A 14,259-nucleotide genomic window follows, 5' to 3' on the forward strand; every position below is an offset into this window, starting at 1 on the left:
CCGCTCACCCCCTATTCATCATGGCGCCGAGCCTGGCTATGGCGTCTCTTTCTTCATCGTTCAGGAGTCTTTCCTCATGCAAGCCATGGTCATCGAGCAGTACGGCGGTCCCGAAGTGTTCGTCGAGCGCGAACTGGAGACCCCGACACCGGCGCGGGGGCAGGTGCGCATCAAGGTGACGGCTTCCAGCATCAATCCCATCGAGACCAAGCTGCGCAGCGGGCTGGTCAAGTCGCACCCGGAATTCCCGGCCATTCTCAATGGCGATGTCTCCGGGGTGATCGATGCCGTCGGCGAAGGCGTGACGGACTTTTCCGTCGGGGATGAAGTGCTGGGGTGTGCCGGTGGCGTCAAGGGCTGGCAGGGCGCTCTGGCGGACTACATGATCGCCGACACCCGGGTGATCGTGAAGCGCCCGAGCCTGGCGGCGCTGACGCTGGAAGAGTGTGCGGCCTTGCCGCTGGTGTTCCTTACGGCCTGGACGGCGCTGGTCTCGCGCGGTCAGATCAAGGAAGGCGAGCACGTGCTGATCCACGCTGGTACCGGCGGCGTCGGCCATGTCGCGGTACAGATCGCCAAGTATCTCGGCGCGCATGTCACCACCACCGTGTCCAGCGAAGCCAAGGCGGATCTGGCGCGCCAGCTGGGTGCCGACGAGATCATCAACTACCGCGAGGAAGCGGTCGCGGACTACGTGACTCGCCTGACCTCCGGACGTGGTTTCGATCTGGTCTTCGATACCGTCGGTGGCGACAATCTGGATCGCTCCATCGAGGCCACCGCGACCTCCGGCCGTCTGTGCTCGATCAACACCCGCTCGACCCACGATCTGACCCAGCTGCACGCCAAGAACCTGTCGCTGCACGTCATCTTCCGCTCGGTACCGCTGCTGACCGGTATCGGCATGGACGACCAGCCGGAGCTGCTCAATGCCTTGAGCGAGATGCTGGAGGCCGGTGCGGTACGTCCGCTGCTCGACGAGCACCAGTTCAGCTTCCGTGACGTCGCCAAGGCGCATGAGCTGCTGGAGTCCGGCGAGGCGCTGGGCAAGATTCTGCTGGTAAATCGTTGAGTATTGGCACCTTCGGTCAGTGAGGGTGTCTTACCTTCATTGGCCGTTGATCAGGAAGAGAAGTGATGAGAATGACGCGTTTGATGGTGGCTGCCCTGTTGGTGGCTAGTGTGAGTCTGGCCGGCTGCAATACCGTGGCCGGTTTCGGCAAGGACCCGGAGCATCTGGGCGGTTCGATCGACAACGCCGCCAGCTGATTGCCTGAAAGAGAGGAATGCCCATGCGACGATTCATGATGATGACTGGCACCGCGCTGCTGTTCGGCCTGCTGTTGGGTGGCTGCAATACCGTGGAAGGTTTCGGGGAAGATCTCGAACACCTTGGGGGTTCCATCGAGGAATCGGCCAGTTGATGGCATTGTCCATGACATGGGCGGTGAGTGAACAAAACATGAATCTCACCCCTTGAAAGCTCATGGGGCGGCCCAAGGTATGAGGGTAGAGACGCAGGAACTGGCGTCTTCATGAGATTTCCCGATATTCACTACCGCAAGGAGCATGACCATGTCCCGCACCATTGCACTCATCTTCGCCTCTTTCTTCACTCTAGCCGCGCTTTCCGGCTGCAACACCGTTGACGGTGCCGGCCAGGATGTCGAGCATGCTGGCGAAGCAGTCCAGGACGCCGCGCAATAAGCGACGCCCCGGATAGTGGTGATATCCAACGCCCGGCCATCGTGCCGGGCGTTTTTCGTGTCTGATCACCGCTCAGGCTGACTGACGGAGCGCCTTGCGTCATCATGCGGCTGACGGCATGCGCCCCCAGCGTGCGTCACTCCTGCCATCGCGAGCCAAGGACCCGACATGGATCATCGACAGTTGAGTTTTCTGGTCGCGCTGGCCAGTGAACGCCATTTCGGTCGCGCCGCACGGGTCTGTCATGTCACCCAGCCGACGCTGTCGGCGCGCCTCAAGCAGCTCGAGGAGGAGCTGGGCACGGCGCTGATACTGCGCGGTCATCGCTTCGAGGGCTTCACGCCGGAAGGGGAGCGCGTGCTGACCCACGCACGGCGCATTCTCGCCGAGCTGGATGAGCTGAAGGGCGACCTGTCGCCGGACGCGGTGCTGACCGGGCGACTGTCACTGGGCGTGGTGCCGTCGGCGCTGGCGGCGGTCGGCGAGTTTCTGCCGCGGCTGCGCGAGGCCTTTCCGCAGCTCTCGCTGCGCCTGCGCGAGCTGTCGACCTCATCGCTGGCCCAGGGGCTCGAGGATGGCGAGCTGGATCTCGCGATCGGCTATCCTGCAGCGCCGGCCATGAGCGGTTTCGCCTGTCGGCCGCTCTATCAGGAGCATTCGGCCCTGATTGCCAGTCAGGCGCATTTCTCACTGCCCGACGCGCCACAGTGGGAGTGCCTGCGTGACTATCCGCTGGTGTTGCTGACGCCGGAGATGCAGCAGCGGCGACGCCTCAATCAGCAGTTCGAGCTGCTGGGGCTGCAGCCTTCCCCCTTGTTGGAGGCCAATTCGATTTCCGGCCTGGGCGTGATGCTGGAGGCGGGGCTGGGAGTCAGCGTGCTGGCGGAGAACCTGGCCGATTCGCGGCTTGGTGAAGGGCTGATCGCGCGTCGACTGCCCGGCGAGGGCGAGACGGTCGGGCTGTTGTGGCGCAGTGGCCAGCAGCGCAGCCGACGGCTGAATGCCGTGCTGGAGCTGCTGCGTTCGCTGCCCCACTCGGCGGGTGTGGCCGGTTGAGTGAGCCTGAAACGCAGAACACCCCGTCGAGACGGGGTGTTCGGGTAGCGAAAGCGACGTTGGCTGCTATCAGCTCTTCTTGCTGGGCTTCTTGCTGGGCTTCTTGCTGGCTTCGAGCGCGGCACGACGGGCGGCTTCACGCTGCTGCTGCTTGGCATCGCGCCGTGCCTGCATCTGGGCGACGGCATCCATGCCCAGGTGGGCTTCGCCACGTTCTCTGGCGAGGCGAATCTGGTTCTCGCGCTCGGCGAAACGCGCCTTCTGGGCGTCGCTCAGCTTGTCGTAGCAACGCGGGCAGCTGACGCCTTTCTGATAGCGCTCGCTCTGCTTGTCTTCCTCGGTGATCGGCAGGCGGCAGGCGTGGCACTGATCGTACTGGCCGGGGCGCAGCTGGTGGTCGACGGTGACGCGCTCATCGAACACGAAGCACTCGCCCTGCCACAGCGTCTCTTCCTCGGGCACCTCTTCCAGATACTTCAGGATACCGCCCTTGAGGTGATAGACCTCATCGAAGCCCTGCTCCTTGAGATAGGCCGTGGACTTCTCGCAGCGGATGCCACCGGTGCAGAACATCGCCACCTTGCGGTGCTGTGTCGGGTCCAGCTCACGCGAGACGTAGTCCGGGAAATTACGGAAGGCAGTGGTGTTCGGGTTGACGGCACCGGCGAAGGTCCCCACTTCCACTTCATAGTCATTGCGCGTGTCGATCAGCAGCACCTCAGGATCGGAGATCAGCGCATTCCAGTCTTTCGGCTCCACATAGGTGCCGACGGTGTGACGCGGGTCGATGCCCTCGACGCCCATGGTGACGATCTCGCGCTTGAGCTTGACCTTGGCGCGCAGGAAGGGCGCCTGCTCGGCCAGTGACTGCTTGGTGTCGAGCTCGGCCAGGCGCGGGTCGCTGGTCAGCCAGGCGAGCAGCGCATCGATGCCCGCGCGTGAGCCGGACACGGTGCCGTTGATGCCTTCGCGGGCCAGCAGCAGGGTGCCGCGGATGGCGTGCTCGTTCATCACCGCCAGCAGCGGGTCGCGCAGTGTCTCGAAGTCCTCGAGGGTGACGAACTTGTAGAGCGCGCAGACCACATGCTGCGGGGCCAGCGGGCTGGGGCGGGCGGAGGCAGACGTGCTGGTCAGCTGCGGGGCGCTGGCCTGATCAGGCGCGGCAGTCAGGTCGGTAGTGTCGGTCATGCGAAGGTCCTCATGCGGGCCGGAACGTAAATCCGGAGCAGGATGATCGAGAGATGAGAGCGGCCGGCGGATATCGCGACAGCAGGGGCACCCTCAAGGGTCGGCGACGCATTTTACGCGACTCGCGCGCGAATTTCTCGCCCGCCGCGATGGCCCGCATGGCTGTCACCGGCAGGACGTCACCTTCATTGATGGTGTCTATCAATTGGCGGCTCGGCTCAATTGGTCGCCCTCATGGCATGGCGGTAGGATGTTCCCATATTGGGCAGAGGTTGGGTGAGGAGTGCGCGCACCATTCTCGCCACGCACCTGCGCCACGGAGAGCCGTAATGAAAGATTCGCTCTATCAACAAGCGCCAGGCGCTGCAGGCTATGCGGATGCCCGCGAGGTGCCGCTGCGCGAGCTGGATGGCCCATCGGAGCTGCCGGTGAGTCTCGCGCTCAATGACACCGCGATGGGCACCTTGCTGGCGAGTCCAGAGGCCCTTGAGCCGCTGGCGCTGGGGCATGCCTTCACCGCGGGCTGGATCACGCGGCGTGACGAGGTTTCGGCGATCCATCTCTCGCGGCTGCGTCATGGACTGGCGGTGCGTCTTGAGGTCAGTGACTCGCTGGCGCGCAAGGCCGAGCGTCATCAGCGGCGTGAGAGCAGTGTCTCGAGTTGTGGCGCCTGTGGCGTGCAGGACGAAGCGGAGCTGATGGCGGGACTCATGCGTCTGCCGCCACGGGCAGCGCTGGCACCCGATGCGCTGATACGTGGGTTGGAGCGCCTGGAGCGCGCCACGCGCCGCGGCATGCATCTGGCACTGGGGCTGGACGGCGAAGGCGGTCTGATCTCGCAGGGCGCCGACATCGGTCGCCACAATGCGCTGGATCGGGTGATCGGCATGAGCCTCGACAGCGGTGTGTGGCCCGAGGCGTTGCTGGTGTCGAGCCGCTGCAGCCTGGAGCTGGTGCAGAAGACCATCCGTGCGCGCATTCCGACCCTGATCACCCTCGCGGTGCCCTCGCGACTCGCTGTCGAGATCGCGCGTGCCTGCGACCTCAATCTGATCTGTGCCCACCGCGGGCGTCGACTCGAACTGCTCAGCGGTAACGCTGAGCGCCCCCATATATCCTAGCTCCTGTTCCTCCTGGCCACTGGATCCTGACATGACCGACATTGCTGCCCCCGAGATCGAGACGCCTGCGTCTACCCATCTGCCCCGCGAGGATGCGCAACAGACACGTCATCCGCGCATTGCCGCCTATTCCGGGCCGGCAGGCGGCTGGGGCGCGCTCAAGAGTGTCGGTCAGCATGTCAGTCACTCCAGGGCGCCGTGGAAGAGCGTGCGCTCCCTGCTCAAGGCCAATCAGGACAAGGGCTTCGACTGCCCCGGCTGTGCCTGGGGAGACCCGGAACACGGCTCCTCCTTCGAATTCTGCGAGAACGGCGCCAAGGCGGTGGCGTGGGAAGTGACCGCCAAGCGGGTCACGCCGCGCTTCTTCGCTCAGCACACCGTCACGGAGCTGCTGGGCTGGGACGACTTCATGCTCGAGGATCAGGGCCGCCTGACCGAGCCGATGCGCTACGACGCGGCCAGTGATCGCTATATGCCGATCAGCTGGGACGCGGCCTTCGCGCTTGTCGCCGAGCACCTCAGCGCGCTGACGTCGCCGGATGAGGCGCTGTTCTATACCTCGGGGCGTGCCAGCAACGAGGCGGCCTATCTCTATCAGTTGTTCGTGCGTCTGTTCGGCACCAACAACTTCCCCGACTGCTCCAACATGTGCCACGAGGCCAGCGGTGTCGGCATGAAGGCGAGCCTCGGCGTCGGCAAGGGCACGGTGCTGCTGGAGGACTTCGAGCACGCCGATGCCATCTTCGTGTTCGGTCAGAACCCCGGCACCAATCACCCGCGCATGCTGGGCGATCTGCGGCGTGCCTCACGGCGTGGCGCGCGCATCGTCAGCTTCAATCCGCTGCGTGAGCGGGGGCTGGAGCGCTTCGCCGACCCGCAGTCGCCGCTGGAGATGATGACCCTGTCCAGCCAGCCCATCAGCCATCGCTATTACCAGCCGCGCATGGGCGGCGACATGGCGGCGGTGCGTGGCATGGCCAAGGCGCTGTTCGCGATGGAGGCACGCGGCGAATTCACGCGCGCCGCCAGCTTCATCGAGGCGCATACCCAGGGCGTCGAGGCCTGGCAGGCGCTGGTCGAGGCGACCGAGTGGGCAACCCTCGAGGACCAGTCCGGCCTGACACGCGCTCAGCTCGAGGAGGCGGCGACCATCTTCGCGGGCGCCGACAACGTCATCTGCACCTGGGCGATGGGCATCACCCAGCATCTGCATGCCGTCGAGAGTGTGCGCGAGATCGTCAATCTGCTGTTGCTCGGAGGACACTTCGGTCGCCCCGGTGCCGGGGCCTGTCCGGTGCGTGGCCATTCCAACGTCCAGGGCGATCGCACCATGGGCATCGACGAGAAGGCGCCCGCCTGGCTGATCGATGCGCTGGAAGCGCGCTACGGCGTCAGCATGCCGCGTACGCCGGGCTACAACACCGTGGAGAGCCTGGCGGCGCTGGAGCAGGGCAAGGCGAAGACCTTCATCGCGCTGGGCGGCAACTTCACGCGTGCCACGCCGGACAGCGAGCGGACCGAGGCCGCGATGCGCAACCTCGAGCTCAACGTCCAGATCAGCACCAAGCTCAATCGCAGTCACTTGGTGATGGGCAAGCAGACCGATGCGCTGATTCTGCCGTGTCTCGGTCGCAGCGAGATCGATCGCTCCTCACAGGTGGCTTCCCAGCACATCAGCGTCGAGGACTCGATGTCGATGGTGCACTCCAGCGCAGGCATCAAGGCGCCGGCCAGCCCTGAGTTGCGCTCCGAGCCCGGCATCATCGCGGCGATCGCGCGTGCCACTCTGGCGCGCGTGCTGCCGGCGCGAGGGGGCAGTGATCCGGTCGATTGGCAGGCCCTGAGCGAGAACTATGATCTGATCCGTGACGAGATCGCGGCGGTCATTCCCGGCTTCGCGGACTTCAATGCACGGCTGGCACACAAGCGCGGCTTCCACCTCGCCAATCCGGCACGCGAGCTTGCCTTCCCGACCTCCAGCGGCCTGGCCGAGTTCTCGCACATGCCGCTGCCGGAGTCGGTGATGCATCAACAGCTGGCGCGGCGTGACGGCTGGCTGACGCTGCAGACCATGCGCAGTCACGATCAGTACAACACCACCGTCTACGGCTACAACGACCGCTATCGTGGCGTGTCCGGTCAGCGGCGGGTGATCTTCATCAATGGTGAAGACCTGGCGCGGCTGGGGCTGGCCGACGGTGATTGGGTCGACATGCTCGGCGAGCCGCGTCCGGACGGCAGCGAGCGGCGTGCGCCGCAGTTCCGTCTGGTCGAGTACGACATCCCGGCCGGTTGCATCGGGGCCTACTATCCGGAAACCAACGTGCTGGTCGCGTTGGAAAGCCACGGCGCTGATACCGGCACGCCATCCTCCAAGGCGGTGCCCGTGCGTCTGGAGCGCAGTTCACGCATTGTCTGACGGCGCGAGATGCCAGCAGCAGGGTGCATGCATCACCACACTGCCGCGTGGCGAGGAGACTCGTCGCGCGGCAGTCGTGTGTCTAGAATATTCCCGTGCGCCGAGCCAGCTACGCTCGGCACACGTCTTTTCCGTCCTCAGTGCTGCCTAAGCCACCGTTCAAGAGAGTGATCCATGCAATATCTGCACACCATGCTGCGTATCCGTGATGTCGACGCTTCACTGCATTTCTTCCGTGACCTGCTCGGCATGGTCGAGATCTCGCGCAAGGATTCCGAGAAGGGCCGCTTCACGCTGATCTTCCTGGCAGCCCCGCAGGATGCCGAACGTGCCCGCGAGATGCAGGCGCCGATGCTGGAACTGACCCATAACTGGGACCCGGAAGAATACGAAGGTGGGCGCAACTTCGGCCATCTGGCCTATCGCGTCGAGGATATCTACGCTACCTGTCAGCATCTGATGGATAACGGCGTGACCATCAATCGCCCGCCGCGTGACGGCCACATGGCATTCGTGAAGAGCCCGGATGGGATTTCGCTGGAGCTGCTGCAGGCCGGTGACGCCCTTGCGCCGCAGGAGCCTTGGGTCTCCATGAGCAACACGGGCAGCTGGTAAGCAAGCAAGCCTGCATGTTGACGTGCCCGTAAGCGTCGCATCCAGGCAACGCAATAGCCGAATTATGACTGGTGCATCGCCCAGCAGGGCTTATGATGTAATGAAGTTCATAAGCCCCGTAGCATGATGTGCGACATGTCGTGCTCGGCCTTTGTGAGGTGTCATCGCGGCAGGCAGGTATACCTTCTACCTTTCTCTTGCTGCCCACCCGCCGCGATGTTGCACCTCCTGGAGTCGCGTGAGGGACCGCCACGCGGACACTGCCTAGCTGGCAAGGACTGCCTGATGCCGAGAGTCGTAAGCGCCTGGCTACGTCATGAACCACGATTGCTCGCCGTGGAGCATCGTCGTTTCTACCATGCCTATCTTTGGGTCTATCTGATGCTTATGGGCCTCTTCGTGGTGTGGGTTCCCTTCTTCACTCTCTTCAACGAGCCGCGGCTGGCATTCGTCAGCGGCATCATGGCGCTCGTGTCCGTGCTGGGCGTGATGCTGCACCGGGCGCACCAGTTGACGCTGGGCCTGGCCCTGATGATGAGCGCCTTGACGCTGCTGGCCTGGCTCTCGGTTTTCTGTTTCGGGCTCTCGGCGGGCTATGAGTACTATTTCTTCATCGTGATGGCCGGTATCCACCTGGCCCCGCTGGCGGCGCGAGTTCGAGTGGTGACGACACTGATGCTGTTCATGGCGGCTGTCTCGGCGCTGATGGTCTCGCCAGTCCTGCATGAGGGCAGTGTCCTGCCCGCCTGGGTGCTGCAGTCTGCCAACCTCTTCGCGGTCTTCCTGATGATGGTCACCTTCCTGTGGCGCATGCTGGCGCTGACCGAACACTTCGAGCGTCAGTACCTGAAGGATGCCAGTCGTGATGAGTTGACCGAATTGCTCAATCGCCGCCAGATACTGCGCCACGCCGAGGACTGGTGGCGTGACGGAGTGCCCTGTGCGGTATTGATGCTGGATGCGGACAACTTCAAGCGCGTCAATGACCTGCATGGCCATGCCGTCGGGGATGAAGTGCTGCGCCATCTGGGCCGTCTGCTGACGGCTACGCTGCGTCAGGGCGATCGCGCCGGACGTGTCGGTGGCGAGGAGTTCCTGGTGCTGCTGCCGCGTATCGGGCGTACCGAGGCCATCTCCGTGGCAGGACGCATGCGCTCCCTGCTGGCCAAGTCTCCTCCGGTCTTCGCCGGCACGCCGGTGCCGGTCACGGTTTCCATCGGCATTGCCATCAGTCATGAGGTCGATTCGCTGGATCAGCTGATGCAGCTGGCCGACCGGCGGCTGTATCACGCCAAGCACAATGGGCGTGATCAGGTGGTGGCCGGTGGGGAACACGAGATGACAGGCTTCGCCACGGCCGATATCAGCCCTCCGCCCCCCGGCAATGACGGCGGCGGACTTGGCAAGGCAGAGGCCGTGGAGGAGGGCACTCGTGACAAGGAGGATGACTGCCAGGAAAAGCAGCATCACAAGGACTCCACCCCTTTCTCACGGACACCCCTCGTCGGCTGACATGAGTTCAGGGTCTTGAGTTCAGAATCTTGAGTGCAGGTTCACGAAAGCTGCTTCAGGCGTGTGGCTTGAATCGAGTCAGCGCGTTTTCCATGCCACGGGCAACGGTTGTCGCCAGGGGCGTGCACAGCACCCAGGGCAACGCGATCAGTGCAATGCTGAGCGAGCCCAGATAGACGTCGCTGAACCAGTGGGCACCGACCATGATGCGTGGTGCGCTCAGCAGTACCACGAATGCCAGACTCCACAGCGCGATGCGTCGTGGTGCGAAGGCCAGCATGAAACTGGCGAAGACCATCAGCATCAGGCCATGATCCCCCGGGAAGCTGTTCGAGGCCGAATCCTTGGTCTTGAAGGACACCAGTTCGGAGAGATGCTGAGCGTGCTGGAAGACGCGAGTCGGACTGGCATGGCCGTAGCTGATGGCACGCAGCACGAACAGCGAAATGATCCCTGCGGTCAGCAGCATGGTGATGCCAAGGCTGGTCCAGTGTCGGTAACGATCGGGACGAGGATCCTCAAGCATCGCCCAGCAGAACAGGACTCCCATCAGCCCGAATGCCGCCGCATCGAAAAAGCGGGTATTGAGCAGCCCCAGCAGGGTATCCCAATGCGGATTGAGCGGAGAGATGAGGTGGTTGAAGGCCCAGAATACCCGGCCGTCCAGATCGGGCCAGAAATCCAGTGCAGGTACCCACCAGCTGATCAGCAAGGCAAATCCTGCGGCATTGAGAGCCAGTAGTCGTCTGGACAGCATCTCTGTCCCTCCCGGTGCAGATGGTGCGAGGTGTCATCAATAATCAGCAATCCAGCCATATCGCTTGCTGGACGACGTATGGTAATTTGTCAGATCTTTCAGAAACACTGTTTTCGAACTCTCCTTCCAGAGATGCATCGTTGCGTCAGACGCGATCTGACAAGCGCTTCTGTCATGACTACAACACCCGCTGCACAGGCCGCTCTACGCGACAGAGAACGATGCATGCGCGTGAGGGTCGCGACAGGCGTTATCCATCCGTATCGTTCCACCATGGCCTGGCATCGGGACAGGCTCACCACGAGGGGGCTCGTCATGAGCATCTACTTGCGTCGTCCATCACTTGCCACTTCGCTGGCGATTGCCGCTTCTCTATTGGCCGGATGCGCCGCCAGCCATCCCGGCATGAGTACGTCCGGCACCCGTGGCGGGAATGACGGCATGGCAGCTGCTCCGGCGCTGGTCGGTACCACCTGGAGCTTCTCGAAGACCGAGGACGGCGAGACCCCCAATTTCCTGTTGCAGGCCCCGACCCCCGAGCAGCTGGCGGATGAGGAGGATGACCGTCTGCGCCTGGTGGGCAGCAACGGCTGCAATCGTCTGATGGGGCCGGTGGTGCTGGATGAATCTCGCCAGTCGCTGGATATCGGCCCGCTGGCCTCGACCATGAAGATGTGTCCCAACCCGGAGCAGTCCAACGCCTTCAACCGCATGCTGGAAGAGGTGGCCAGCTATCAGGTCGTCGGCAGTGGCGAGAGTGCTCGGCTGCGCGTGATGGATGACACCGGCTATCTGCTGGCCACCTTCCTGCCGCTGGAAGACGTCGCCGAGTAACGCCTTCGATGCGCTGGTAGAGGTGATCCGCGAGCGGGCTGCCAGAAACGAGAAAGCCCCCTGCACCGTTCGGTGCAGGGGGCTTTTGCTTGCGTAGAGAGCGAGCGTGACTTACAGCGCTTCGATCTTGACGCGCTGGCTTTCCAGCAGTGCAAGTTCCGCCTGGGCATCGGCCAGCTTGGCGCGCTCCTTCTCGACCACATCGGCCGGTGCACGACCGACGAACTTCTCGTTGCCGAGCTTGTTCTCGAGGCCGGTGATGACCTTCTGCTGCTTCTCGTGCTCCTTGTCGATGCGCTTGAGCTCGGCTTCCTTGTCGATCAGGCCGGCCATCGGCACCAGCACTTCCAGCTCACCGACGCGCTGGATGGCGGACATCGGCGCTTCGTCGCCTGTCGCCAGGAAGGTGATGCTTTCCAGACGTGCCAGCTTGGAGAGGAACAGACGGTTGGCTTCCAGACGCTCGGCATCGCCAGCCGCGCCATGCTGCAGGAAGACTTCCAGCGGCTTGGCCGGTGACAGGTTGAGCTCGCCGCGCACGTTGCGGATCGCGATGATGATGCCTTTCAGCCACTCGATATCGCGGATGGCCTGCTCATCGATCCGGTCGGCTTCGGCCTGCGGCCATGCCTGGCTCATGATGCTCTCGCCTTCCACCGCCTTGCCGGCGTGCGGTGCGATGCGCTGCCAGATCTCCTCGGAGATGAACGGCATCATCGGGTGAATCAGGCGCAGGATGGTCTCGAGGGCGCGCACCAGGGTGCGACGCGTGCCGCGCTTGGCTTCCGCGCTGGCATTCTCGTCCCACAGCACCGGCTTGGACAGCTCCAGATACCAGTCGCAGTACTCGTTCCAGATGAATTCATAGAGTGCCTGGGAGGCGTGGTCGAAGCGGAATTCTTCCAGCGCGCGGGTGACCTGCTGCTCGGTCTGCTGCAGGCGCGCGATGATCCAGCGATCGGCCAGCGACAGTTCAACGGCTTCGCCATTGACGCCGCAATCCTGGTCCTCGGCATTCATCAGCACGTAACGCGCTGCATTCCACAGCTTGTTGCAGAAGTTGCGATAGCCATCGAGACGGCCCATGTCGAACTTCACGTCACGCCCGGTGGAAGCCAGTGACAGCAGGGTGTAGCGCAGCGCATCGGTGCCGTGAGGTTCGATGCCCTCCGGGAACTCGTTGCGCGTAGCCTTGGCGATGGCCTTGGCCTTCTTGGGCTGCATCATGTTGCCGGTACGTTTCTCGACCAGCTCATCCAGACCGATGCCATCGATCAGGTCGATGGGATCGAGCACGTTGCCCTTGGACTTGGACATCTTCTGGCCGAGGCTGTCGCGCACCAGACCATGTACATAGACCTTGCGGAACGGCACTTCACCCTTGAACTTCAGGGTGAACATGATCATCCGCGCCACCCAGAAGAAGATGATGTCGAAGCCGGTGACCAGCACGTCGGTGGAGTGGAAGGTCTTGAGCTCTTCCGTGTCCGCCGGCCAGCCGAGGGTGCCGAAGGTCCACAGCGCGGAGCTGAACCAGGTGTCGAGGACGTCTTCGTCCTGACGCAGTTCGATGTCGGCTCCCAGGTGATTCTCGGCGCGGACTTCTTCCTCGTTGCGGCCGACATAGACGTTGCCGTCGTTGTCATACCAGGCCGGAATGCGGTGGCCCCACCACAGCTGACGCGAGATGCACCAGTCCTGCAGGTCACGCATCCACGCGAAGTACATGTTCTCGTAGTTCTTGGGCACGAACTCGATGTCGCCGTTCTCGACCGCCTCGATGGCCGGACGCGCCAGCTCCTCGACGGCCACGAACCACTGGTCCGTCAGTAGCGGCTCGATGACATCGCCGGAGCGGTCACCGTGCGGCAGGGTATTGTTGACGGCCTCGACCTGCTCCAGCAGGCCCAGCGCGTCCATGTCGGCGACCAGCTTCTCGCGCGCGACGAAGCGATCCAGACCGGCGTAGGCGGCCGGCAGGCTGGCATCTTCCTCGGGCTGCGGACGGCCCTGCAGATCATAGATCTCGGCGCGCTCCAGAATGGTGGCATCCTGGCTCATCACGTTGATCAGCAGATGGCCCTGACGCTTGCCGACTTCGTAGTCATTGAAGTCGTGGGCCGGGGTGATCTTGACGCAACCGGAGCCCTTTTCCATGTCGGCGTGTTCATCGGCGACGATGGGGATGCGACGGCCGACCAGCGGCAGTTCGATGAACTTGCCGACCAGGCTTGCGTAGCGCTCATCCTTGGGATTGACGGCCACGCCGGTGTCACCCAGCAGGGTTTCCGGGCGCGTGGTGGCGACGACGACGTAGTCCTTGCCATCGGCGGTCTTGACGCCATCGGCCAGCGGATAACGGAAGTGCCAGAAGCTGCCTTGCTGCTCGCGGTTCTCGACTTCAAGATCGGAGATCGCGGTGTGCAGGGTCGGGTCCCAGTTGACCAGACGCTTGCCACGGTAGATGAGGTCTTCCTTGTGCAGACGCACGAAGACTTCCTGAACGGCCTTGTAGAAGCCATCGTCCATGGTGAAGCGTTCGCGCTTCCAGTCGATGCTGGTACCCATGCGACGCAGCTGGCGGGTGATGTTGCCGCCGGACTCTTCCTTCCACTCCCAGATCTTGTCGGTGAAGGCTTCGCGGCCGAGATCATGGCGGGTCTTGCCTTCTTCGGCGGCGACCTTGCGCTCGACCAGCATCTGGGTGGCGATACCGGCGTGGTCGGTGCCTACCTGCCACAGGGTATTGCGGCCCTGCATGCGGCGCCAGCGTACCAGGGTGTCCATGATGGAATCCTGGAAGGCGTGGCCCATGTGCAGGGAGCCGGTGACGTTGGGCGGCGGGATGACCAGTGAGAAGCTCTCGCCCTGGCCTGACGGCGCAAAGCGATTCTCGGATTCCCAGCGCTCGTACCAGCGCGTCTCGATGGCGTTCGGTTGGTAGGTCTTGTCCATGGGTCTGCAAATGATCCGGTTGGGCGGGACGTCCCGCGCCGGCTCAGTGAGCGGGGCAGCGCAGGCAGAAAATGGGCTCGATTATAGCGCTGCTG

General features: G+C 63.4%; 13 protein-coding genes. 10 read left to right on the forward strand and 3 right to left on the reverse strand.

Features of this window, described 5'->3' with window-relative positions:
• The first annotated feature begins 76 nt into the window (after positions 1 to 76).
• From CDPAHKCJ_RS09890 to CDPAHKCJ_RS09910, 5 genes are all read left to right on the forward strand, one after another.
• Positions 77 to 1,072: a zinc-dependent alcohol dehydrogenase family protein gene (locus tag CDPAHKCJ_RS09890; protein WP_166019666.1), complete on the forward strand. Its 996-nt coding sequence runs from the start codon at positions 77 to 79 to the stop codon at positions 1,070 to 1,072.
• A gap of 65 nt (positions 1,073 to 1,137) precedes the next feature.
• Positions 1,138 to 1,269 (forward strand): entericidin, encoded by a 132-nt coding sequence (locus tag CDPAHKCJ_RS09895; RefSeq protein ID WP_346773917.1) that lies wholly within the window; start codon positions 1,138 to 1,140, stop codon positions 1,267 to 1,269.
• A 23-nt stretch (positions 1,270 to 1,292) separates the two neighbouring features.
• Positions 1,293 to 1,424, forward strand: coding sequence for an entericidin A/B family lipoprotein (locus CDPAHKCJ_RS09900; RefSeq protein ID WP_107335644.1), 132 nt, complete (start codon positions 1,293 to 1,295; stop codon positions 1,422 to 1,424).
• A 151-nt stretch (positions 1,425 to 1,575) separates the two neighbouring features.
• Positions 1,576 to 1,707, forward strand: coding sequence for an entericidin A/B family lipoprotein (locus tag CDPAHKCJ_RS09905; RefSeq protein ID WP_043333217.1), 132 nt, complete (start codon positions 1,576 to 1,578; stop codon positions 1,705 to 1,707).
• Positions 1,708 to 1,875: 168 nt separating this feature from the next.
• Positions 1,876 to 2,763 carry a LysR family transcriptional regulator gene (locus CDPAHKCJ_RS09910; protein WP_166019667.1) on the forward strand — a complete coding sequence of 296 codons (888 nt, stop codon included), beginning with the start codon at positions 1,876 to 1,878 and terminating at the stop codon, positions 2,761 to 2,763.
• A 69-nt stretch (positions 2,764 to 2,832) separates the two neighbouring features.
• Here CDPAHKCJ_RS09910 and CDPAHKCJ_RS09915 read toward each other — a convergent pair whose 3' ends face one another.
• A complete protein-coding gene (locus tag CDPAHKCJ_RS09915) occupies positions 2,833 to 3,951 on the reverse strand; it encodes a rhodanese-related sulfurtransferase (RefSeq protein ID WP_166019668.1) in 1,119 nt (372 codons plus the stop codon).
• Between the two features lie 329 nt (positions 3,952 to 4,280).
• On the opposite strand from CDPAHKCJ_RS09915, the gene CDPAHKCJ_RS09920 reads away from it, so the two are divergent.
• From CDPAHKCJ_RS09920 to CDPAHKCJ_RS09935, 4 genes are all read left to right on the forward strand, one after another.
• The gene (locus tag CDPAHKCJ_RS09920) at positions 4,281 to 5,072 is read left to right on the forward strand and encodes a formate dehydrogenase accessory sulfurtransferase FdhD (protein ID WP_240916752.1); all 792 of its coding nucleotides are present in this window, start codon (positions 4,281 to 4,283) and stop codon (positions 5,070 to 5,072) included.
• A 31-nt stretch (positions 5,073 to 5,103) separates the two neighbouring features.
• A complete protein-coding gene (locus CDPAHKCJ_RS09925) occupies positions 5,104 to 7,491 on the forward strand; it encodes an FdhF/YdeP family oxidoreductase (RefSeq protein ID WP_166019670.1) in 2,388 nt (795 codons plus the stop codon).
• Positions 7,492 to 7,665: 174 nt separating this feature from the next.
• Positions 7,666 to 8,106: a VOC family protein gene (locus CDPAHKCJ_RS09930; protein WP_166019671.1), complete on the forward strand. Its 441-nt coding sequence runs from the start codon at positions 7,666 to 7,668 to the stop codon at positions 8,104 to 8,106.
• A 285-nt stretch (positions 8,107 to 8,391) separates the two neighbouring features.
• Complete coding sequence (locus CDPAHKCJ_RS09935) at positions 8,392 to 9,618, forward strand: diguanylate cyclase (protein ID WP_166019672.1); 1,227 nt, start codon at positions 8,392 to 8,394, stop codon at positions 9,616 to 9,618.
• Positions 9,619 to 9,673: 55 nt separating this feature from the next.
• Here CDPAHKCJ_RS09935 and CDPAHKCJ_RS09940 read toward each other — a convergent pair whose 3' ends face one another.
• Positions 9,674 to 10,375: a phosphatase PAP2 family protein gene (locus tag CDPAHKCJ_RS09940; RefSeq protein WP_166019673.1), complete on the reverse strand. Its 702-nt coding sequence runs from the start codon at positions 10,373 to 10,375 to the stop codon at positions 9,674 to 9,676.
• Positions 10,376 to 10,690: 315 nt separating this feature from the next.
• On the opposite strand from CDPAHKCJ_RS09940, the gene CDPAHKCJ_RS09945 reads away from it, so the two are divergent.
• A complete protein-coding gene (locus tag CDPAHKCJ_RS09945; protein WP_166019674.1) occupies positions 10,691 to 11,209 on the forward strand; it encodes an META domain-containing protein in 519 nt (172 codons plus the stop codon).
• Between the two features lie 111 nt (positions 11,210 to 11,320).
• Here the strand turns inward: CDPAHKCJ_RS09945 and CDPAHKCJ_RS09950 are convergent, their stop codons facing one another.
• On the reverse strand, positions 11,321 to 14,164 hold the full coding sequence (locus tag CDPAHKCJ_RS09950) for a valine--tRNA ligase (RefSeq protein ID WP_166019675.1): 2,844 nt from the start codon (positions 14,162 to 14,164) through the stop codon (positions 11,321 to 11,323).
• Positions 14,165 to 14,259 lie beyond the last annotated feature (95 nt).

Origin of the sequence: Cobetia sp. MB87, from assembly GCF_011319755.1 — a bacterium.
Taxonomy (GTDB): domain Bacteria; phylum Pseudomonadota; class Gammaproteobacteria; order Pseudomonadales; family Halomonadaceae; genus Cobetia.